General features: G+C 59.1%; 22 protein-coding genes, 1 tRNA gene and 1 pseudogene. 12 read left to right on the top strand and 12 right to left on the bottom strand.

Features of this window, described 5'->3' with window-relative positions:
• Window positions 1-100: 100 nt before the first annotated feature.
• Window positions 101-934 carry a hypothetical protein gene (locus NJC40_RS04340; RefSeq protein WP_253140019.1) on the bottom strand — a complete coding sequence of 278 codons (834 nt, stop codon included), beginning with the start codon at window positions 932-934 and terminating at the stop codon, window positions 101-103.
• 416 nt (window positions 935-1,350) lie between these two features.
• Between NJC40_RS04340 and NJC40_RS04335 the strand changes: the two are divergent.
• Window positions 1,351-1,434 (top strand): annotated as a pseudogene (locus NJC40_RS04335) (hypothetical protein); the annotation flags it as partial.
• Window positions 1,435-1,461: 27 nt separating this feature from the next.
• Here NJC40_RS04335 and NJC40_RS04330 read toward each other — a convergent pair.
• From NJC40_RS04330 to NJC40_RS04285, 10 genes are all read right to left on the bottom strand, one after another.
• Window positions 1,462-1,953, bottom strand: coding sequence for a hypothetical protein (locus tag NJC40_RS04330; protein WP_253140021.1), 492 nt, complete (start codon window positions 1,951-1,953; stop codon window positions 1,462-1,464).
• Window positions 1,954-2,189: 236 nt separating this feature from the next.
• Window positions 2,190-3,968, bottom strand: a complete 1,779-nt coding sequence (locus NJC40_RS04325) for a hypothetical protein (protein ID WP_253140023.1) — start codon at window positions 3,966-3,968, stop codon at window positions 2,190-2,192.
• Window positions 3,969-4,045: 77 nt separating this feature from the next.
• The gene (locus tag NJC40_RS04320; RefSeq protein WP_253140025.1) at window positions 4,046-4,759 is read right to left on the bottom strand and encodes a PilW family protein; all 714 of its coding nucleotides are present in this window, start codon (window positions 4,757-4,759) and stop codon (window positions 4,046-4,048) included.
• Window positions 4,756-5,184 carry a type IV pilus modification PilV family protein gene (locus tag NJC40_RS04315; RefSeq protein WP_253140027.1) on the bottom strand — a complete coding sequence of 143 codons (429 nt, stop codon included), beginning with the start codon at window positions 5,182-5,184 and terminating at the stop codon, window positions 4,756-4,758. Before NJC40_RS04315 ends, NJC40_RS04320 begins: the two co-directional genes overlap by 4 nt.
• Window positions 5,168-5,638 (bottom strand): pilus assembly FimT family protein, encoded by a 471-nt coding sequence (locus tag NJC40_RS04310; RefSeq protein WP_045484550.1) that lies wholly within the window; start codon window positions 5,636-5,638, stop codon window positions 5,168-5,170. The genes NJC40_RS04315 and NJC40_RS04310 overlap by 17 nt, the downstream gene beginning before the upstream one ends.
• Window positions 5,635-6,090 (bottom strand): type IV pilin protein, encoded by a 456-nt coding sequence (locus tag NJC40_RS04305; RefSeq protein WP_045493931.1) that lies wholly within the window; start codon window positions 6,088-6,090, stop codon window positions 5,635-5,637. The genes NJC40_RS04310 and NJC40_RS04305 overlap by 4 nt, the downstream gene beginning before the upstream one ends.
• A 498-nt stretch (window positions 6,091-6,588) precedes the next feature.
• A tRNA-Phe gene (locus NJC40_RS04300) sits at window positions 6,589-6,664 on the bottom strand.
• Between the two features lie 98 nt (window positions 6,665-6,762).
• Window positions 6,763-7,035, bottom strand: coding sequence for an oxidative damage protection protein (locus NJC40_RS04295; RefSeq protein ID WP_045484547.1), 273 nt, complete (start codon window positions 7,033-7,035; stop codon window positions 6,763-6,765).
• Window positions 7,032-8,099: an A/G-specific adenine glycosylase gene (mutY, locus tag NJC40_RS04290; RefSeq protein WP_253140042.1), complete on the bottom strand. Its 1,068-nt coding sequence runs from the start codon at window positions 8,097-8,099 to the stop codon at window positions 7,032-7,034. The genes NJC40_RS04295 and mutY overlap by 4 nt, the downstream gene beginning before the upstream one ends.
• Window positions 8,100-8,113: 14 nt before the next feature.
• Window positions 8,114-10,348, bottom strand: a complete 2,235-nt coding sequence (locus tag NJC40_RS04285) for an AsmA family protein (protein WP_253140029.1) — start codon at window positions 10,346-10,348, stop codon at window positions 8,114-8,116.
• 441 nt (window positions 10,349-10,789) lie between these two features.
• Here NJC40_RS04285 and NJC40_RS04280 point away from each other — a divergent pair, with 441 nt between their 5' ends.
• On the top strand, window positions 10,790-12,451 hold the full coding sequence (locus tag NJC40_RS04280; protein WP_045484538.1) for an OFA family MFS transporter: 1,662 nt from the start codon (window positions 10,790-10,792) through the stop codon (window positions 12,449-12,451).
• A 168-nt stretch (window positions 12,452-12,619) separates the two neighbouring features.
• Here NJC40_RS04280 and NJC40_RS04275 read toward each other — a convergent pair whose 3' ends face one another.
• Window positions 12,620-13,993: an amino acid permease gene (locus NJC40_RS04275; protein ID WP_045484535.1), complete on the bottom strand. Its 1,374-nt coding sequence runs from the start codon at window positions 13,991-13,993 to the stop codon at window positions 12,620-12,622.
• Between the two features lie 176 nt (window positions 13,994-14,169).
• Between NJC40_RS04275 and NJC40_RS04270 the strand changes: the two genes are divergently transcribed.
• From NJC40_RS04270 to NJC40_RS04225, 10 genes are all read left to right on the top strand, one after another.
• A complete protein-coding gene (locus tag NJC40_RS04270) occupies window positions 14,170-14,661 on the top strand; it encodes an Lrp/AsnC family transcriptional regulator (RefSeq protein ID WP_231906377.1) in 492 nt (163 codons plus the stop codon).
• A gap of 183 nt (window positions 14,662-14,844) precedes the next feature.
• Window positions 14,845-15,468 (top strand): YitT family protein, encoded by a 624-nt coding sequence (locus NJC40_RS04265; protein WP_045484533.1) that lies wholly within the window; start codon window positions 14,845-14,847, stop codon window positions 15,466-15,468.
• 28 nt (window positions 15,469-15,496) lie between these two features.
• On the top strand, window positions 15,497-16,693 hold the full coding sequence (locus NJC40_RS04260; RefSeq protein WP_045484530.1) for an amino acid aminotransferase: 1,197 nt from the start codon (window positions 15,497-15,499) through the stop codon (window positions 16,691-16,693).
• A gap of 140 nt (window positions 16,694-16,833) precedes the next feature.
• Window positions 16,834-17,223 carry a VOC family protein gene (locus tag NJC40_RS04255; RefSeq protein ID WP_253140030.1) on the top strand — a complete coding sequence of 130 codons (390 nt, stop codon included), beginning with the start codon at window positions 16,834-16,836 and terminating at the stop codon, window positions 17,221-17,223.
• Between the two features lie 129 nt (window positions 17,224-17,352).
• Window positions 17,353-17,946, top strand: coding sequence for an imidazoleglycerol-phosphate dehydratase HisB (hisB, locus tag NJC40_RS04250; RefSeq protein WP_253117859.1), 594 nt, complete (start codon window positions 17,353-17,355; stop codon window positions 17,944-17,946).
• On the top strand, window positions 17,946-18,584 hold the full coding sequence (gene hisH, locus NJC40_RS04245; protein WP_253140031.1) for an imidazole glycerol phosphate synthase subunit HisH: 639 nt from the start codon (window positions 17,946-17,948) through the stop codon (window positions 18,582-18,584). Before hisB ends, hisH begins: the two co-directional genes overlap by 1 nt.
• A gap of 4 nt (window positions 18,585-18,588) precedes the next feature.
• Window positions 18,589-18,849, top strand: a complete 261-nt coding sequence (locus NJC40_RS04240) for a DUF2164 domain-containing protein (protein ID WP_045484522.1) — start codon at window positions 18,589-18,591, stop codon at window positions 18,847-18,849.
• 91 nt (window positions 18,850-18,940) lie between these two features.
• Window positions 18,941-19,678 carry a 1-(5-phosphoribosyl)-5-[(5-phosphoribosylamino)methylideneamino]imidazole-4-carboxamide isomerase gene (gene hisA / locus NJC40_RS04235; RefSeq protein WP_253140032.1) on the top strand — a complete coding sequence of 246 codons (738 nt, stop codon included), beginning with the start codon at window positions 18,941-18,943 and terminating at the stop codon, window positions 19,676-19,678.
• A gap of 134 nt (window positions 19,679-19,812) precedes the next feature.
• Entirely contained in the window at window positions 19,813-20,583 is a 771-nt protein-coding gene (hisF, locus tag NJC40_RS04230) for an imidazole glycerol phosphate synthase subunit HisF (RefSeq protein ID WP_045484515.1), read from the top strand.
• A gap of 100 nt (window positions 20,584-20,683) precedes the next feature.
• Entirely contained in the window at window positions 20,684-21,442 is a 759-nt protein-coding gene (locus NJC40_RS04225) for a substrate-binding periplasmic protein (protein WP_253140033.1), read from the top strand.
• Window positions 21,443-21,475 lie beyond the last annotated feature (33 nt).

The raw sequence follows: 21,475 nt of genomic DNA, 5'->3' as shown, positions 1-21,475 counted from the left end.
CCGACTGGTCCGTAGGAGCGGCTTTAGCCGCGAACATTAGCCGCAACAAGGTTGTATTATTCGCTGCTGAAGCAGCTCCTACAGCAGCTCCTGCGGTTTCTCAGGGCGCCGGTGATATAGCCAGAAAGCGCTCTGTGGCGCGTATCAGGTCCTGCGCGAACTGTTCTGTAGTCATACGCGCCTCTGCATCGGTCTCGTCGAGATCTTCTGACCATTCCCAGTAACCTATCAGCATACTGGCCATCTCTTCGGCCACGCCTTCTTCATCCAGCGGTTCTCCGAACTCGTCCTCAAGCATCAATAACGGGCTTTGCAGTAGTTTAAAGAGCAGTTCTTCCTGGCTGATAGCTTCGGCTTGCATGAGCTCCAGGTAGGCCTCGATAAGCGTTCTGTCGATGATCGAATCCATGTAATCGTCGACCTCTTGCGCGGCGTCTTGCTCATCGGAGTTGAGGTAGGGAGCCAGGACGCGACTCAATGCTGAGTCGAACTCGTAGGCCTTCATGCGTTGCTCTACGGCATCTTCGTCCAGGCCTTCCGACCAGTTCCAATACAACGCCATCACCTGGAACAGTTTGCCGTCCAGAAGGTTCTGCACCGGGTGTGGCTCGGACAGCGGGCCGTCCACAACCAGATAGATCATGTCTTCCAGATCCGTCGCCTCTGCTGCCTGCATGTCCTCGAAAAGCTCACGCACAGGGCGGGGCAGTTGATCGTCAGGTTGGTGGGTTTCGATAAGCATGAGCAGCGACTGGTTCAACATGCGTATCACCTCCCGTGTCTTGTCTTCAGCGTTGCGCTCGAAGTAGAGATGATTGTCTGGCCAGTCATCATTGGGAGCTGCCAGGGTGTCGCTGTTACGCTGGATGCGTAACTGCTTGGCTTTGGCCTTGGCGCGTTTGGCGCGCTTCTGTTGTTTGGATGACGAAGACATGCAGAGACCTCCGGTGCAGTTAAGAGCAGTGAGGGAGTCTAAGCGCTTACAAGGACGATGAGCGTCATGACTGACAAGTGATTCGAGAAGGCTGTCTCATATCCAGCGCAGGGGTTCTTCATTTCCGAGACGCTTGAGCACTTTTCTCAAGTCCCGCTTGAATGCTGCGCTGTCGATAAGTTTCAACGCATCCTGCTCGTCTATCCCTTGGGAGCATAACCAATAACGCGATAGCTGGACCGCGAACCAGCTCTGGGCAATGTTTTTGATTCCTGTGCCTTCCATTTCGGCGACCGGACCGAGAATGAATGTTCGCAGTAGCTCTTTCGGGTTGATGGCTTCTGCTTGCCGGAGCTCATGATAGTGGGCGAGCTCATGGGCGTTAAAGGGAATGGACTTGTTGTGGGTGCGGTGTCACTCACGGCCGCGACGTCAACGCCGCAAAAAACATTCTCGCGCTCGGGCATGAGCGTCCAATTGTGGGAATCCCCGCCCTTTAGGGCGGGGAGGATGTCAAAAGTAGAGCCTCAACGCCCGCGGCGTTGGCTTTCGTTGCGAATCACCAGCAGGTCCGAAGCCTTCTGGTAGGCAGCCTGGAATGTCGGTGTGCCGATCCATTCCAGCGCGGTGTCTTCGTCTTCGTTATGGAAAATCGCGCGATAGGTGATCAGCAGGCCCATCATGAAGTCGGTGGCTTCTTCGTCGTTCTGCTCGGCCAATACCAGTTCCAGCACCGGGTATTGCAGGAATACTGCGCACAGCGCGATCTGGCTGATGGCCTCGGCCTGATGCATGGTTTCGAACAGGTCTTCGTAATCGGCCGGGTCGAAGCCATTCTCGACCAGGTCCTGGAAGTCAAAGGTGCTCAGGTCGATTTTCACGTCATCGAACGGCTGGTCGACCAACGGCGAATCGAACAGCGAATGCACCGACGTCTTCGGCTTCTGGCCGGAGCGATTCTGCTTGGCCTTGAGTTTTGCGCGTTGGGCGCGCTTTTGCTGCTTGTCTGAGGAGGCCATGAAGGTGTCCTTGGGTGTCGGTGTGGCGTGGGCCGCCATTGAAACGCAGACGGCGGTAAAACCCAAGTGTTGCAGTGAAGGTCGGCGTTCATTGTTTGAGGCAGCGCTGCTCAATCAGGCCTCGTAAAATTGTGGGAGCGAGCTTGCTCGCGAAAGGGCCGGCAAACTCATCACATCTGCTGTGAGAGTGCCGCCGACCCCGATCAGCGGCTGCGCCTATACCGAACAGTGTGGAATCAAAGATGACGTGCCCACTTCACCGCTGTCGCCGTCCCTGAGCCACTATTGCCAGGAGAGGGTACAGTTGAGCCATAAGTGCTTGGGGCATTGGTCAGGTCAATGGTGGTAGAGCCTTCCCAGGCATTGTTTCTAGAGTTTCCTTGCCCAGCTGCTGTGATGTATCCATGGACAGTGCTGCTGCCTGTGGTCAGAAAGGTGTCGCCGGCCATGATTGAGCCAAAAACCTCAGATGAGGCTCCTAGTGAGATAACGCCACCGCTGAATGCGGACCCTGTAAAGAGTCCGGAAAGATAAGCGATATTACCCAGGGCATTGGATTTCAGGCGACCGGCAGTCTTATCGCAGAAAGCAATCGGGTACATATTGGCAAAGTCGGTGGTCTTGTACCCACTTGGATAGTCGTTATTACAAACGATGTTGTAGCCTGCATAGTTCAGCGACCAGAGCTTGTGGTCACCGGAAGTGGTGATGTTTCCGGTGGCAATCACCGTGTTGTAGTAGCGTCCGTTGGACATCTCCAATGCGCCGTCAAACCACAAGACGCCAGGCGCCAGGCTCTTCCCTGAAACAGTCCATTTGCCGTTGCTATAGGTAATGCAGCCGTTTGAAGTCGATTGGCCCTCGCACAGCGTCTTGACGTTCACCGGCGAGGCGGGTGTGGTGCAGTTGCCGTTTGCGTCTGTGGTTGTGCAGAGGAAGTCGTTGTAGCCTCTGTCATTTTGGTAACCATACCTACCCAGATAATAAACGCCGTCTGTCACGCCGTTGATGCCGCTGACGGTCACGCGCATCTTGTTGTTCACATACTCGAAGATGTAGTTGGCGGATGACTTGTAGTCATTGGCGTCGATCTTGATTCGGGCTACGGAAATCGGATTCAAGGGTACGAGCGTAGCAGCAGGTACTTGGTTTGATATGTTGGCAGTTGGGCAGCCGCTGGTAGCTTTGGCGTTGATAGAGCTGTACTGACCCCACCATTGGCTTGGGCACGTGACCGTGGCACCGCTATTTACAGTTCTGGTTGTTGGCCAGCCACTGATGACGACATTACCTATGGCGTTTATCTCGTTAGTGGTGCCATTGCTGGTGGTAACGGTTGAGTTGGTTTTCAACGAGCCTTGAGTGCCGCCGCTGGAGTTGGTGATATCTCTAATGGCGGAGCCTTTGCTCACGCTGGCTGATCCCGACAGGTTCAAGGTGCCGTTGGCAAATACTTCGGTTACCTGAATGCCTCCAGAGATCGAGATATTTCCCGACGCCTCAAGATTGGTAAGCCCTGTAACCGAGCCTGAGAGGTTGGCGTCTCCATCCACTGAAAACTTGGTGTTTTGCATGCCTACAAAATTGATGGAGCCTGTCAGGTTCAAGGTTTTCGAAAACGTGATAGTGCTGGGTAATGTGTTGGTTGGAGCGCTTCCATTGCCCACGCTGTAAATAGCGTTGATCGTTGAACTCGACGCAGCAGGTGTATTGGCCGCCACCGTCGCGGTTACGGTGAGGCCCATGTACCCGGTTGTTGCATCATAAGGCTCTGATACCTTGATGGTCAGGCCGCTCACACTTGTCGCAAGTGTTTGTCCCCTTGTCATGGCGCTCAAGTCTGCTTTCTGGGCTGCATCGAGATAACTGCGGACGAGTTCTACGGCCTCCCACGCCTTGGATTCGGCCGCGACGGAGGCGTGACTGGCCATTTGCTGATCCTGAGCACTACGGACGCTGTACATCATCCCCATGGTTGTAGCCGTCAGTGCTACGCCAGTCAGCAGCATGACCATGGTGGTTGCCATTCCGCGTTGGCGGTGCAAGGGCGCAAGACGGTTAGGGTTATGTAAGGTCCGCATATTCAAGGCCGCTAGGTGCTGGTCGCAGGAGCGAGGTTGGGTAGGCAGACTTCGCTGGTGCTTTTCACGTAGGAGGGTGTTGACGCTGTGCTATTGGCAGCCTCAACGCTGGTTACTGCATTTATGGTGACCTTGACCCGCAAGTTAGTGATCGGAGGGGTAGCTTTGCCGAAGGGCCAGCAAGCAATATGGATGGCTTTGAAGAAGTCCGCCGGCTCTTGATTGGTTTCGATCAAGGTTGTCGAGCTCCAGTTCAGGGAGCTCCAGGAGCTGATCGACGACGAGCAACTGTTGGCCTGTAGGCGCAGTAATTTGACAGGTCGTTCCGGTAAAGTTGTGTCTTCTTGTACCAGTAACCCAGCGCATATGGGGGGAGTCGTCGCTCCGGTCTGATAGATCCAGACAAGTGCGTTGCCGCTGGTTTCAGTGGTAGTGAGGGGCCGCTCTGTGCCTGTCAGTGTACTACCGGTCAAGGTGGCTGCTGACAACAGCTTCAGAGTATTAGCGGGTGTAGTGTTGAGCCAAAACCCGGCATTGCGGAGCTCTTGCTGAGCGGTCAGCAGGCTGGCGGCGATTTGCCCGTCTTGCCTGGAGTTTTTAATACTGTCTATCGAGATGCGGACCGTATTCTTGTATAGCGTAAGCATTGCCAGAATGCTGACCAGAGACAGGGTCATGCCTATCATCAGGCTGATCAGGTTGAAGCCGCGCTGGCTGAGCTTCACGCTTCATCACCGACACGAATAATGCCGCTAAACAGACTGGTGTCACTGCTACGAGTGGTTAGTACCACTTTGCCCAGTGTGCTTGCAGGGGTGACGCTGATACTGCCATTACCGTTGCCCAGCGTCGCGTTGGGAGCGTTGGTGCAGCTCGCATCCAGCATTACCGCAGCGGTTTGCGTCGGTAGGGTGATCTTCGCCAGCGACGCATTGGTATCACACAGCGTCTTGCCATACCGACTGATCAAATCCCGCATCTGGCTTACCGCAATGTTCTGCACCTTCATGTCGCGCTGGGCCACGGCCGCGCGGGAGGTGGCGTAGGTCATGCCCAGGCCGATGATCGACATCAGCACGATGCCGATCAACGATTCCAGCAGGATGTCGCCACGTTGACGGTGGCGTGCGGGCTTAAATGATCTCGACATTGACTGACGCTTCGCTGCCAACCGTTACGTTGATGGTGCTGGTCGTGCACGAGTTGCTGCCGGTGACTGGCAGGCCCCGGCTGTTGAACGCGATGCAGGTGATATTGGTTCCGCTGCTCTGCAGGGTTGCGGAGCCGGGCAGGTTGGCTTGCCAGAGAATGTTGTCGGTGGCTGCGCAGTTGATGCTGGCCAGGTCGGCGACGCTGAACAGCTTGAGTGTCTGGCCAGAGCTGCACAGCGCGGCGGCTGGCGCGTTGCTTTGGGCCGCGCCGGGGTTGCGCAGGGCGGTGGCCTTGGCGCGGCTGATGCCTTGCTTGAGCAGGTTGGCCGCTTCTAGCTGCCTGGCGCTGTCGGTCCAGGATTTGGTCAGTTGCGAGCCCATGGTGATCAGAAAACTGAAAATCGCCAACGTGATCATCAGCTCGATCAGGGTAAAACCACGGCTGCGGTTCATTGCCAGCCGCCGTTGTAGCCACTGCAACTGGCGATGGCACGCACGTTGTCCTGGGTCAGGGTGATGCTGCAGCCGTTGACTTTGCCGCTGCTGCCCAACGCTTCAAGCTTGTAGGTGCTGGCGGTGGCGGTGACGATCTTGTAGATGAACCCGTCCTGGCTAGGCTGCCAGCCCGACACGGAACACGTGGTCGTGCCGGTGGCGGCCACGCAGCGCGACTCGGCAGTGGTGCTGGCGGTGTTGGTCGGGTACTTGAGCTGCTTCTGGTAGAAGTTCTCCATCACCAGGCTCAGTGCGGCGAGATCGGACTGCGCGCCCTTGATCTTGCTCTTGGTCACGTAGCTCTCGTAGGAGGGGATGGCGATGGCTGCCAGGATGCCGACCACAGCCACGGTCACCAGCAATTCGACGAGGGTAAAACCGCTTTGTTTATTGCAGGCTGTAGCACGCATATCGAACATCGCAAAAGAAGAAAGTATTAATACGATACTACTATGCCAGCACCTGCCCCGGAAACAGCCGGTTGGCCGCTGGTAGCCCATTTTTGGCGGTTTGTCGGGTTTTTACCTGGCGTGTCATTACTTTGACTGGTAGTCGGAAAACAGGCGCTGGTGGCGAGTCCGGTAATGGCGGTGAATATATAAAGAACGGAATGTTTCAATCGTATGAAATTGAAAGTTCAATATATTGATTTCACTCATGATTAGCGCGCGGGTGGTTTTTTTCCTACCGATGTTTGAGGGTTGCCTGGTTTGAACCTTGATGCGCATTGAGAGCGGGTTGCGGTTGTCTTCGCGCCCGTTCGGCAAACCGCCTGCCTGTTACCATTGGTCGGGATGCTGGCGAATCGAACGCAACGCTGCCAAAGGCATTTCCTGCAGGCAATAAAAAACCCGCACTGGGCGGGTTTTTTACTGATCGGGTGATGCGTGCACCACCTGATTTGAAGATGGTGCCCAGAGACGGAATCGAACCGCCGACACGGGGATTTTCAATCCCCTGCTCTACCGACTGAGCTATCTGGGCTACGGGGCGCATTAAAAGCGTTTTCCGGAGATGCGTCAACTTTTTTTTAGAAAAAACTGAATATTTTTCGATGCTTACGTGTTTTGTTCAAAAAATGATCAGTTTTCCGGCGCGACGTAGCCTTCAGCCTTGGCGTAGTCCTCACCCGAGAAGTATTTGTCCATTTCGGTCTGCAGGAATTTGCGGTCCTCGGCGTTCATCATGTTCAGCCGACGCTCGTTGATCAGCAGGGTCTGGTGCTTCTGCCAGTCGGCCCAGGCTTGCTGCGAGACATTGTTGAAGATGTCTTCGCCTTTGGCACCCGGGTACGGCGGGCGCTCCAGGCCTGGCAGTTGTTCTTTGTATTTGCGGCACATTACGGTGCGGGTCATGAGGACTCTCCTGCATTCAATACGTCGGCTGCGTGTTTGAGCAGCTTCTTCACCGGGGCGGCAAGGCCCAGGCGCGGCGGGGTGGCGAGGTTATACCAGAGCCAGTCGGCCTCGGCCACGTGGCTGGCCGGCGTCTGAACCCTGACCAGCCAGGGTTCGATGCTGAGCTGGAAATGGCTGAAGGTGTGTAGCACGCCTGGCAGCTCGTGGTGGCTGCCCAGCTCCAGCGCGTGCTGGCTGGCCAGGTGCTGCAGGTCATCGAAGGCGTCCAGCTCTGGCAGGCTCCACAAGCCGCCCCAGAGTCCGGTAGACGGGCGGCGGTAAAGCAGAATCTCGCCCTGGGCGTTGGCCAGCAACGGCATCAGGGTGCGTTTTTGCGGGATGCTCTTGCGTGGCTTGGGCACCGGGTAGCGGGTTTCCAGGCCCAGCAGGTGCGCTTCACAACTGCGCTCCAGCGGGCACAACAGGCAGCTGGGCTTGCTGCGCGTACACAAGGTCGCGCCGAGGTCCATCATCGCCTGGGTGTAGTGGTTGACGCGGGCGTGCGGGGTAAAGCGCTCGGCAACCGCCCATAGCTGGCGCGCCACGGCCGGTTCACCGGGGTAGCCCTCCTGCGCCACATAACGCGCCAGCACGCGCTTGACGTTGCCGTCGAGGATCGGCGCACGAATGCCCATACTGATGCTGGCGATGGCCCCGGCGGTGGACAGGCCGATGCCAGGCAGTTCGGTGAGCTGCTCGACACTGCGCGGAAACTCACCGCCGTATTCGGCCATGATGATCTTCGCGGTCTTCTGCAGGTTGCGCGCGCGGGTGTAGTAGCCCAGCCCGGTCCACAGGTGCAGCACTTCGTCTTCGGCTGCTTCAGCCAGGTCCTGCACGGTGGGCAGGGCGGTCATGAACCGGTCGAAGTAGTTGAGCACCGTGCTGACCTGGGTCTGCTGCAGCATGATTTCCGAAACCCATACCCGGTAAGGGTTGATGTCCTGCTGCCAGGGCAAATCGTGGCGGCCATGGACATCGAACCAGTCCAGCACCGCCTGAGAGAACTGCTCAGGCGCCAGGGCGTGTACAGCATTCATCGTTTGAACAGCCCCTTCAGAGCGTCTTTGAGTTCAGGGCTGACTTTGTCGCCCAGTTTTTCTTCGATCTTTTCATCGAGCTTGTTGCGCACTTCATTGGCCGCAAGCTTGGCGGCGACCTGGCCGAGGCCTTCCTTGTCGACCCGGCACGCCTTGGCACCCAGCTCCAGCGGGCCACGGCAATGCACCGGCCACTCGATGCCGACATAGCGCTCGTTGACCTGGCAGGCCGGGTCGGGCATTTCGCCCTTGTCGCCTTCGATGATGATGCCGACGCGATAATCCATGCCCAGCACGCGCAGGTCGACATCGCCTTTACCGTTGAGGGTCAGGCCGGGGATCTGCGCCTTGAGGTCCGGGTTGCTGGCCACGCCGTTACGTACGGCAAGGCTGCCGCTCAGTTGTCGGAACGGGGTGTCCTTGCCGCGTGGCTCGCCGGTCAGCGGCTTGCGGTTGAGCAGGGCAATGCCCTGGCAGAGTTGCTGTTCGAGGTTGGCATTGACCAGCACGCCGTTGTTGACGACGAAGCTGGCGGTGCCGTTAAGGCTGTCGATCAGCGCTTTCTCACCGTTGCCCTTGCCGCTCAGATCACTGTTGAGGATCAACTGACCGCGCACGGGCGGGGTCTGGCCCTGGCTATCGAGCACGCGCTCGACCGGCACCTTGTTGACCCGGGTCTGCACGCTGGCGGTCGGGATGTCCTGGCGGGCATCAAGGTTGCCCTTGATCTCGAAGTCGCCGTTGTACAAACCGCCGCGCAGGCTGTCGACGCGGATCACGCCGCCGGCGGCCTGGGTCTTGAGCGCGGCATTGTCGATCGGCAGCTTGTTGACGATCAGTTTGCCGAAACTCAGCTCGGCTTCGACGTCGAGACTGCGCAGGCGCTCCAGCGGCAATAGCTTTTCGGTGCTCCAGGCGGTCTTGGTCGGCGGCTCGGGCAGTGGGGTGGTGCCCGCGCCGGCGATGGCTGTGGCTTCGCTGTTCTGTACTTCGGACTTGCGCGCCGCCTTGGCGCCTTTTTCGGTCTCGGTTGCGGCCGGGCGATAGCGGTCGGCGTCGAAGCTGTCGGCCTTCAGTTGCAGGCGCAGCGCCTGTTTGCTGAAGTCTTCTATGGCGACGCGACCGCTGAAAGTGCTGTCGTCGACCTTGAGGTTCAGCTCATCGAGCACCAGGCTGGTCGGCGTGCCGCTCAGGCGGGTGACCAGCTCGACCTTGCTCAGGCTGCCTTCGGCCATGGTCGGCAGTGGCTGGCCGATACCGTCCATGAAGGTGCGCAGGTTGAATTGCGCCACCGACAGGCCGCCGCTGAGCTGGGGGGTCTTGTCCAGATCGCGGGCGCGCAGTTCGCCCAGCGCGCGCAGTTGATTGGTGGTGATTTTCAGGCTGTTCCATTCGGCCACATTGGCCGCCAGGTCAGCCAGCAACTGACCTTGAGCAACAAAGGTGACGGTCTTGCCTTGCAGCGGCTCGCCGGCCAGTTCACCGGACAGACGCATGTCTTCGAACTGGTAGCGCTGCAGGGCCCGATCCAGGCGCAGGTTGCCGGTCAGTTCGGTGCGGGCGCGCAATGCAGGCTGGTTGCCGCTGAGGAACGCGGTGAGCTTCAGGCTGATGTCGCTGCCCTCACGAACCGGGCCAGTGCTCAGTTGGATGCTTTCGGCGGTATAGGTCTGGTTCTTCGCTTCATCGGTATACAGCACGCGGGCATTGTTGACGGTCAGGCTGTCGATATCCAGCTTGACGGGCCTGGACGGTTTTTGCGCAGTGTCTTGTGCTGGCGGAGTGCTCTCGCCGGCCGGGGCGGTTGGCGTGGTGCTGGCCGGGGTCGCCGGTTTACCGATGTCCTCCCAGTTGCCATGGCCGTTCTTGTCACGGTTGAGGGTCAGGTTCAGGCCTTCGACGCGAACATCGCTCATCTGCACTTCGCGCCGGATCAGCGGCAGCACCCTGACCGACAGGCCAAGCATCTGCAGGTCGGCAAACGGTTGGTCTGGCGCATTGAGGGTTGCGACCCGGGCGTCGTGCAATTCCAGGCCCAGCCAGGGGAACAGGCTCCAGCCGATATCGCCGTTGAGGGTCAGCTCGACATTGGCCTTCTCGCGGGCCAGTTGGCGGATTTCGTCTTTGTAGTCGTTGGGATCAAACAGATGGGTCAAGGCAAAGCCGAGAGCCACGATGATCAGCAACAAACCGAGAATAAACAGTCCCAGGATTTTGCCGAACGCTTTCATGGGCGGGTCCTTGTGGTCGGTCGCTCGAAATGGGTCAGTGAGTATACCGTTGTCGTCAGGCTGTCGGGCGCACAAGCCGGCAGGATGGCGGTCGGCCTGCCGGCTGGTCGCCGATTGGGTCGGGTAAATTGCACGAAGCAACGGACTTTGTGTGACAACTAAGCGCCCTGATTTATTGATCTATGGGGCATGTTTTTTATGATCGGTTAGATCTATTGCGTCATAGAAAAAGCTTATTGAGAAAAGTCGAAAAAAACCTGTAACAAAACACTAACTGCCTCTTGTAAGTGCTACTCTTGCGCCATCGCTGATCAGGTGCGGCTTTTTGCCACATAACCGTAACCTATTGAATATAAAAGCTCCGGGCTTTCGTTCATGGAAGACTGAGGGTGGGTCGGCGTTAAAAGTCCTGCGAGCATTGCATACATTGGGGTTAATACAATGAGTACAAGCACAGCGTTGGGTGGCCAATCTGCCCAGCCTGCGTTCTTGTCCAAAGAACGCATTATTGCCAAGCCGGGTTTCAACCGCTGGCTCGTTCCGCCCGCCGCTCTGGCCATCCACCTGTGTATTGGTATGGCTTACGGCTTCTCGGTGTTCTGGTTGCCGTTGTCCAAGGCTGTTGGTATCACCGCTCCTGTCGCCTGCACCCCGGACATGGGTTTCTTCGCACAGATGTTCGCGTCGAGCTGTGACTGGCAGATCTCCATGCTGGGCTGGATCTACACGCTGTTCTTCATTTTCCTGGGCTGTTCGGCAGCTATCTGGGGTGGCTGGCTGGAGCACGCAGGTCCTCGCAAGGCCGGTGTTGTCTCGGCACTGTGCTGGTGTGGCGGTCTGCTGATTTCCGCGCTGGGTATCTATACCCACCAGATCTGGCTGATGTGGCTGGGTTCCGGAGTCATCGGCGGTATCGGTCTGGGCCTGGGTTATATCTCTCCGGTGTCGACCCTGATCAAATGGTTCCCGGACAAGCGCGGCATGGCTACCGGCATGGCGATCATGGGCTTCGGTGGCGGTGCGATGGTGGGTGCACCGCTGGCCACTGCACTGATGAGCCACTTCGCCAGCGCTGACGGCGTAGGTGTATGGCAGAGCTTCGCGGTCATGGCGGTGATCTACTTCGTGTTCATGATGGGTGGCGCTCTGGGCTACCGCGTACCGCCAACCGGCTGGAAGCCTGAAGGCTGGACCGCACCTGCCAAGAAAGCCAGCAACGCGATGATCACTGACCGCCACGTGCATGTCAGTGTGGCCTGGAAAACCCCGCAGTTCCGTCTGGTCTGGCTGGTGCTGTGCCTGAACGTTTCGGCCGGTATCGGCATCCTGGGCATGGCATCGCCGCTGCTGCAGGAAGTGTTCGCCGGCAAGCTGCTGGGCAATGACCTGACCTTCAGCGAACTGAATGCTGACCAGCTCAAGGCCATCGCGGCGATCGCCGCCGGCTTCACCGGTCTGCTGAGCCTGTTCAACATCGGTGGCCGGTTCTTCTGGGCCTCGTGCTCGGACTACCTGGGCCGTAAAGCCACCTACTTCATCTTCTTCGCGCTGGGCTTCGTGCTGTACGCCTCGGTGCCAACGCTGGGTCACTGGGGCAGCATCGCGCTGTTCGTGGCGGCCTTCTGTGTGGTGCTGTCGATGTACGGCGGCGGCTTTGCCACTGTGCCGGCTTACCTGGCCGACCTGTTCGGTACCCAGATGGTCGGTGCGATCCACGGTCGTCTGCTGACCGCCTGGGCGGCAGCCGGTGTGCTGGGTCCGGTACTGGTCAACTACCTGCGTGAGTACCAGCTCAGCCATGGTGTGGCGCGTGCCGATGCCTACGACATCACGCTGTACATCCTTGCCGGTCTGTTGGTGCTGGGCTTCATCTGCAACCTGATGATCCGTCCGGTGGCCGACAAGTACTTCATGACCGACGCCGAACTGGCCGCCGAACGCGCCATCGGTCACGACAAGAGCAGCGAAGGCACTACCGTGCTGGAATGGAAAGCCGCTGCCGGTACCACGCCGTTTGTGATCGCGGCCTGGCTGGCCGTGGGCATCCCGCTGGCGTGGGGTGTGTGGGTGACTCTGCAGAAAACAGCGGTACTGTTTAACTGATCCACGTAGGAGCGACTTTAGTCGCGAAGAGGTCTGTAGCCTCGGCACGTTTGTCGCGAATACGACGAAGGCTTCGCAGCTAAAGCTGCTCCTACAGATATACCGATCAGTCAGCAGTTATAAAAAAAGCGCCTGCATGCAGGCGCTTTTTTGTGGGCGCTGTAAAACTCAGGACGACTTGGACAGCTGTGCTGCGCTCTTGCACTTGAGCCTGTAGGCCGCGATCAGCAAGGCGAGCCAGAACGGCATGATGACCACCGAACTGCTGATGCCTGGCGTCAGGTACATGATCACCAGTATGCCGAGCAGAAATGCCAGGCACAGGTAGTTGGTGAACGGGTAGCCAATGCTCTGGAATTGAGTGACCTGGCCGGCCTCACGCTTGGCGGCGCGAAATTTCAGGTGGGTGATGGTAATCAGCACCCAGTTGATCACCAGCGAGGCGACCACCAGGGCCATCAGCAACTTGAAAGCTTCGCCGGGCATCAGGTAGTTGATCAGTACGCACAGGCCGGTGGCTGTGGCCGACACGGCCAGCGAGTTGACCGGCACGCCACGGGCGTTGACCTTGAGCATCGCCTTGGGCGCGTTGCCCTGCGCAGCAAGGCCGAACATCATGCGGCTGTTGCTGTACACGCAACTGTTGTAGACCGACAGCGCGGCGGTGAGCACCACGATATTGAGCACGGTGGCGACGATGTTGCTGTCCAGGTCATGGAAAATCAGCACGAACGGGCTGCCGCCGGTGACGACCTTTTCCCACGGGTAGAGGCTCAGCAGAATGGTCAGCGCGCCTACATAGAAAATCAGGATGCGGTAGATCACCTGGTTGGTGGCCTTGGGAATGCTGCGCTTGGGGTCCTGGGCTTCGGCGGCGGTGATGCCGATCAGTTCCAGACCGCCGAACGAAAACATGATGAAGGCCATTGCCATCAGCAGGCCTTTGACTCCGTTGGGGAAGAAGCCGCCGTTCTGCCACAGGTTGCTGATTGAGGCTTGCGGGCCGCCGTTGCCGCTGGCCAGCAGAATGGCGCCGAACACGATCATGCCGATGATCGCGGCCACCTTGATGATCGAGAACCAGAATTCTGTCTCACCGTAGGTTTTCACGCTGCTCAGGTTCAGCAGGTTGATGATCACGAAGAACGCTGCCGCCGACATCCAGGTCGGAATCTCTGGCCACCAGTACTGGACGTACAGGCCCACGGCAGTGAGTTCTGCCATGCCTACCAGCACATAGAGCACCCAGTAGTTCCAGCCCGACATAAAACCGGCCAGCGGCCCCCAGTAGGTGTTGGCAAAGTGGCTGAAGGTCCCGGCCACCGACTCTTCGACGGCCATTTCGCCGAGCTGGCGCATGATGAAGAAGGCAATCAGGCCGGCGATGGCGTAGCCGAGGATGACCGAAGGGCCGGCCATGCTGACGGTATGGGCGACGCCCAGAAACAGCCCGGTACCGATGGCACCGCCCAGGGCGATCAGCTGGATGTGCCTGTTTTTCAGGCCGCGGTGCAGCGTTGCTTGGGTCATTGGATTTTCCATAGCAATGAATGACAAATGGCCCGCTTGCAGCCGGGCTCTTGTAAGGCGCTGACACAGCAAATGCGGTGCCATTTTTCAGGGGCGTGATTCTGCACTCTGAGCGGGTTCGCGGATAGGTCATTTAAGCTGATAGGCTGCGCGGCTTGGAAACATTTAAAGCCTGGGCGATTACCACAATGAAAATGAATGAAATCGACGACTTTGATCTGAAAATCCTTACGCTCTTGCAAGCCAATGGCCGCCTGACCAATCAGGAGTTGAGCGATCTGGTCGGCTTGTCCGCTTCGCAATGCTCACGGCGCCGTATCAGCCTGGAGCAGAGCCTGTTGATTCAGGGCTATCACGCCCGCATTGCCCCGCAGGCCATGGGCCGCGAGGTACTGGCGATGATCGAGGTGCGCCTGACCAGCCACCGCACCGAGCATCGCGAACAATTTCACTCATTGGTGACGACCCTTGATTCGATCATCGATGCCTACAAAACCACCGGCGATGCGGACTACACCCTCAAGGTCGCGGTCGACAATCTGGACAGCCTCAATCGCCTGATGGAGCTGATCACCGCCAGCGATGCGGTGGCGCATATCAAGACCGCAGTGGTGCTGGAGCGCCTGAAGGAAAACAGCGAGGTCACCGCGCTGGTCGGGGGCAAGACTGCGCTGTGTTGATGCATGAAGATCAATTTTGCGCGTAATTAGTGCATTGATTATTTGTTTTGTGTCTTGTTTGTGCGTTTATCGTTATTTATTCGCGCAAAATTGATGTTGTGGATAGTATTGGCGCTCATTGTGTGAGGCGCGCGCTGTGTGGCGTACGTCCTTATGAGCCCCGATCCTGCCCGAGCGACACCCATGACCACGACCGTTGCCGCCGCCAAACCTGTCGATACCCGCCACTCGCTCCAGGAAGACATCTTTGCGATTGTTATCGCGACCGCGATGATTTCCTTCGCCGTCATGCTGCTGCGTCAGGCAGGGGTGATGACTGGCGGCACGGCGGGCATTGCGCTGTACCTGCATTACGCCTGGGCCTTACCGTTCGGTGCTGCCTTCTTCATGCTCAATCTGCCGTTCTATTATCTGGCGTTGCGGCGCATGGGGCGGGTGTTCACCCTCAAGACCTTTTGTGCGGTGGGGCTGGTGTCGTACTTCTCTGATCGCCACGGGCTGTTTATCCACATTGATCAGTTGCAGCCGTTCTATGCCGCGCTGGTGGGCAACGTGATGCTGGGCGTCGGGTTCCTGGTGTTGTTCCGTCACAAGGCCAGTCTGGGTGGTGTTAACATCCTGGCCCTGTATGTTCAGGACCGGTATGGCTTCAAGGCTGGCTGGTTGCAGATGGGCGTGGACATCAGCGTGCTGATCGCGTCCCTGGCGTTTATCAGTCTGCCGGTGCTGGGCGTTTCGGTGCTGGGCGCCATACTGCTGAACTTCATCATTGCGCAGAACCACCGGGCCGACCGTTACTCGGCCTGATTTCCCTTACTTTCAGGAGTTTGTCCGCATGTTTGCCCACGTGGAGTCGTACGCCGGTGACCCGATCCTTTCCTTGATGGAAACCTTTGGCAAGGATCCGCGCACTGACAAGGTCAATCTGAGTATTGGCCTCTACTATGACGCCGTGGGTCACATTCCACGCCTGGACACCGCCGTCCGCGCCCAGCACGAGATCGATGCCGGTGAGCAGAGCGCTTGCGTATACCTGCCGATGGAGGGCCTGGCACCTTATCGTCAGGCGATTCAGAACCTGCTGTTCGGCGCCGAGAACCCACTGCTCAAGGCTGGCCGTGTGGCGACCATCCAGACCGTGGGCGGCTCGGGCGCGCTGAAGGTCGGCGCGGACTTCCTGAAATACGCCTTCCCGGATTCTCAGGTGTGGGTCAGCGACCCGACCTGGGAAAACCACATCGCGCTGTTCGGCGGTGCGGGCTTCAAGGTCAACAGCTACCCGTACTTCGACAAACGTACCGGCGGGGTCGATTTCGCGGCCATGCTCGGCACGCTGCAAGGCCTGCCGGCGCGCAGCATCGTGCTGCTGCACCCGTGCTGTCATAACCCGACGGGCGCCGACCTGACGCCAGCGCAGTGGGATCAGGTGGTTGAGGTGGTCAAAGGCCGCGAACTGATCGCGTTCCTCGACATTGCTTATCAGGGCTTTGGCAAAGGCATGGAGCAGGATGCCTACGCGATCCGCACCATGGCCGAGGCGGGCGCCACCACCATCGTCAGTAACTCGTTCTCGAAAATTTTCTCGCTGTATGGCGAGCGGGTCGGCGGCCTGTCGATCGTCTGCGAAAGCGCCGAACTGGCTGAGCGAGTGCTGGGCCAATTGAAAGCCACCGTGCGCCGCAACTACTCCAGCCCGCCGGTGCATGGCGCGCAGATCGTGGCGCGGGTACTCAATAGCCCGGCGCTGCGTGCTGACTGGCTGGCCGAAGTTGAGGCCATGCGCGTGCGCATCATTGAAATGCGCCAACGCCTGGTAGAGGTGCTGGCGCAGAAGGCGCCGCAAAAGGACTTCAGCTTCATCCTGGAGCAGAGCGGCATGTTCAGCTATACCGGCCTGAGCGCCGAACAGGTCGATGAACTGCGCGACAAACACGGCGTTTACCTGATCCGCAGCGGCCGGATGTGTCTGGCCGGCCTGAACGACAGCAACGTCGACAAAGTCGCCGACGCCATCGCCAGCCTGTTCGCGTAAGCATTGCGGCCCGACACCTGGCCTCGCCCGTAGGAGCTGCTTCAGCAGCGAAAGGGCTCGCTGCTAAAGCAGCTCCTACGGGGTGTCGTTGCCGATGTCGCGATACGAATACCAGTGCATCCAGGCAAGGAGTCCAGCGCATGAAATTCGGCTACACCATCATTTACGTCCCCGACGTTGCCGCGTCCCTGGCGTTCTTCAACCAGGCGTTCGGCCTGGCAACCCGCTTTGTCCATGAGTCCGGCACCTACGGCGAGCTGGAAACCGGTGCAACCGCGCTGGCCTTTGCTGCCGATGAACTGGCGCAATCAAATTTCAGCACCGGTCACGTTGCCGCACACAGTTCCAGCAAACCGCTGGGCATGGAAATCGCGCTGGTCACCGACGATGTTGCGGCGGCTCACGCGCGTGCCGTGCAGGCCGGTGCAACCGAACTGGCCTGCCCGCAGACCAAGCCCTGGGGGCAAACGGTGTCGTATGTGCGCTGCCCGGACGGTACGTTGGTAGAGCTTTGTTCGCCCATCGGTTGAGCGGTTTCAGGTAGTTCTGAGCAGCCTGGTCGCTATCATCTTGCCTTCTCGTCGCCTCTTTACTTCATGCCGGGCGCTTCTGCGCCTATAATGCTCGCCTTTTTCGCTACTGATTTTGCGGAGCTGGTGATGGCCGAACGTAAGGCATCCGTCGAGCGCGATACTCTGGAAACCCAGATCAAGGTCTCGATCAACCTGGATGGCACCGGAAAGGCCCGATTCGATATCGGGGTTCCCTTCCTTGAGCACATGCTTGACCAGATCGCCCGGCACGGGCTGATCGACCTGGATATCGAGTGCAAGGGCGACCTGGACATCGACGACCACCATACCGTGGAGGACGTCGGCATCACCTTGGGTCAGGCGTTTGCCAAGGCCATTGGTGACAAGAAAGGCATTCGTCGCTATGGCCATGCCTATGTGCCGCTGGACGAAGCGCTGTCGCGGGTGGTCATCGACTTCTCCGGCCGCCCCGGCCTGCAGATGCACGTGCCCTACACCCGTGCGGTGGTCGGCCGGTTCGATGTCGACCTGTTTCAGGAATTCTTCCAGGGCTTCGTCAACCATGCGCTGGTCAGCCTGCACATCGACAACCTGCGCGGCACCAATACCCACCACCAGATCGAAACCGTGTTCAAGGCCTTCGGCCGCGCACTGCGCATGGCTGTCGAGCTCGATGAGCGTATGGCCGGGCAGATGCCTTCCACCAAGGGGGTGCTCTGATGCAGACCGTTGCGGTCATCGACTACGGCATGGGTAACCTGCACTCGGTTGCCAAGGCGCTTGAGCACGTCGGCGCCGGCAAGGTGCTGATCAGCAGCGACGCCAAGGTCATCCGTGAAGCCGACCGCGTGGTGTTTCCCGGTGTCGGCGCGATCCGCGACTGCATGGCCGAGATCCGCCGGCTGGGTTTTGACAGCCTGGTGCAGGAAGTCAGCAAGGACCGTCCGTTTCTGGGGATCTGCGTCGGCATGCAGGCATTGCTCGATCGCAGTGAAGAAAACGACGGCGTTGACTGCATCGGCATGTTTCCCGGCCAGGTCAGGTTCTTCGGCAAGGATCTGAGCGAAGGCGGCGAACACCTCAAGGTGCCGCACATGGGCTGGAACGAAGTCAGCCAGACTGTCGACCACCCGCTGTGGCACGACATTCCGGATCTGGCCCGCTTCTACTTCGTACACAGCTACTTCATCGAAGCCGGCAAACCCGGTCAGGTGGTGGGCCGTGGTCATTACGGTGTGGACTTCGCCGCAGCACTGGCCGACGGTTCGCGCTTCGCCGTGCAGTTCCACCCCGAGAAGAGCCATACCCATGGCCTGCAACTGTTGCAGAACTTCGTGGCCTGGGACGGGCGCTGGTAAGACCATGAGCCGCTCCAGAACCCGCGCGCCGATTCTCAAGCTGACCCCGGAACAGGAGCAGGAAGCGACCCACAAGCTCAAGCGCCTGTTCGCCGAGCGCTTCGAGCTGGAGCTGGGCACCTTTGAGGTGGCCGAGGTACTGGAGCTGTTCGGGCGCGAGATCGCCCCGTACTACTACAACCGGGCGATTTTCGATGCCCAGCAGTTGCTCAAGGAACGCTTCGAAGCCGTTGAAAGCGACCTGTGGGCACTGGAAAAAGATTAACGATCGTGATGACCCTGTAGGAGCGGCTTCAGCCGCGAAACAGACACTGCGATTCGCGGCTAAAGCCGCTCCTACGACAAAGGAAAAAAGCATGCTCATTATTCCTGCAATCGACCTCAAAGACGGTGCCTGTGTTCGCTTGCGCCAGGGCCGTATGGAAGATTCCACGGTGTTCTCCGACGATCCGGTGAGCATGGCGGCCAAGTGGGTCCACGGTGGCTGCCGCCGCCTGCACCTGGTTGACCTCAACGGCGCCTTTGAAGGTCAGCCGGTCAATGGTGAGGTGGTCACCGCCATCGCCAAGCGTTATCCACAGCTGCCGATCCAGATCGGCGGCGGTATTCGCTCGCTGGAAACCATCGAGCACTACGTCAAGGCCGGTGTGAGCTACGTGATCATTGGCACCAAGGCGGTCAAGCAGCCCGAGTTCGTGGCTGAAGCCTGCCGCGCGTTCCCTGGCAAAGTGATTGTCGGTCTGGACGCCAAAGACGGCTTCGTCGCCACCGACGGCTGGGCTGAAGTCAGCACCGTACAGGTCATCGACCTGGCCAAGCGCTTCGAAGCCGATGGTGTGTCGGCCATCGTCTACACCGACATCGCCAAAGACGGCATGATGCAGGGCTGCAACGTACCTTTCACCGCCGCACTGGCCCAGGCCACGCGAATTCCGGTGATCGCTTCGGGCGGCATCCACAACCTGGGCGACATCCAGGCCCTGCTGGACGCCAAAACCCCCGGCATCATCGGCGCCATCACTGGCCGGGCGATCTACGAAGGCACCCTCGACGTCGCCGAGGCCCAGGCCTTCTGCGATAACTACGGTAAATGACACAGCCCCGGTAGGAGCGAGCTTGCTCGCGAAAGCTGTTTTCCAGACGCCACACATGCTGCGCCTGGGATGGACCCTTTCGCGACCAAGGTCGCTCCTACCGGTGTTTCCTGCGTGTGTAGGAGATTGACCCAATGGCTCTAGCCAAACGCATCATCCCTTGCCTGGACGTCGACAACGGTCGGGTGGTCAAGGGTGTGAAATTCGAAAATATCCGCGATGCGGGTGACCCGGTGGAAATCGCCCGGCGTTACAACGAGCAGGGCGCGGACGAGATCACCTTTCTGGACATCACGGCCAGCGTCGATGGCCGTGACACCACGCTGCACACTGTCGAGCGCATGGCCAGCCAGGTGTTCATTCCGCTGACCGTCGGCGGTGGCGTGCGCACGGTGCAGGACATCCGTAACCTGCTCAACGCCGGTGCCGACAAGGTGTCGATCAACACGGCAGCGGTGTTCAACCCCGAGTTCGTCGGTGAAGCGGCCGATCGTTTCGGTTCGCAGTGCATCGTCGTTGCCATTGATGCCAAGAAGGTGAGCGGGCCGGGCGAAGCGCCGCGCTGGGAGATCTTTACCCATGGCGGGCGCAAGCCGACCGGGCTGGATGCGGTCCAGTGGGCGAAGAAAATGGAAGATCTGGGCGCCGGAGAAATCCTGCTGACCAGCATGGACCAGGACGGTATGAAGAACGGCTTCGACCTGGGCGTCACCCGCGCCATCAGCGATGCGCTGGGTATTCCGGTGATCGCCTCAGGCGGCGTCGGCAACCTTGAGCACCTGGCAGCCGGTGTACTGGAAGGCCACGCCAGTGCGGTGCTGGCGGCGAGCATCTTCCACTTCGGTGAATACACGGTTCCCGAAGCCAAGGCCTACATGGCCGCACGGGGCATTGTGGTGCGCTGAAACGATTTTCTGCCGGGATGTATCAAAAGTAGTCATCCCGGTAGACAGTCCACCCGCTTCACGGCACTCTGCATCGGTCGTCTTGTTCGAGTCCCGGAATATGTTCAAGGGTCTTCTGCTTGTACTGATTGGCCTCATCCCGTTTCTCAGCCCGCTGGTGTCTGGCGGCGAAGCGGCAGTGCGCAAGATCGTCCTGCTGACCGAGAACTACCCGCCGTACAACATGGCCCTGGATGGCAAGAACTTCGCTCAGGGCGACAATCTCGACGGCATCGCCGTGCAGGTGATGCGCGAAACCTTCAAGCGTGCCGGTGTCGAGTACAACCTGACGCTGCGCTTTCCCTGGGAACGGGTCTACAAGCTGGCGCTGGAAAAGCCTGGCTATGCGGTGTTCTCCACCGTCCGCACCCCGGAACGCGAGCCCCTGTTCAAATGGGTTGGGCCGATCTCGACGGTCCAATGGGTCCTGCTGGCCCGTGGCGACAGCCCGATTGTCTCGCTCAGCAGCCTGGAACAGGCGAAAAGCTACCGGGTCGGCGCCTACAAAGGCGATGCGGTGGCCGAGCATCTGTTGCTCAAAGGCTTTGATCCGGTATTGATGCTGCGCGACCAGGACAACCCGCGCCGGCTGGTCAGCGGCCAGATCGACCTGTGGGCCACCGCCGACCCGACCGGGCGCTGGCTGGCGCGTCAGGACGGCATCACCGGCCTCAAGAGCGTACTGCGCTTCAACAGGGCCGAGCTGTACCTGGCCTTGAATAAAGACACCCCGCAGCCGATCGTCGAGCGGCTGCAAAAAGCCCTCGATCAGATTCGCCGTGAAGGGCTGATCGACAAGATCACCGATCAGTATTTGTAGGCGCCCTCTCAGAGGGTGTTTACAAAATAGGCG

The sequence above is a fragment of the Pseudomonas sp. 21LCFQ02 genome, from assembly GCF_024129895.2.
In the GTDB taxonomy this organism is placed as follows: domain Bacteria; phylum Pseudomonadota; class Gammaproteobacteria; order Pseudomonadales; family Pseudomonadaceae; genus Aquipseudomonas.
The sequence above is the reverse complement of the archived record's forward strand: the minus strand, read 5'-3'. Positions and strand labels throughout refer to the sequence as shown.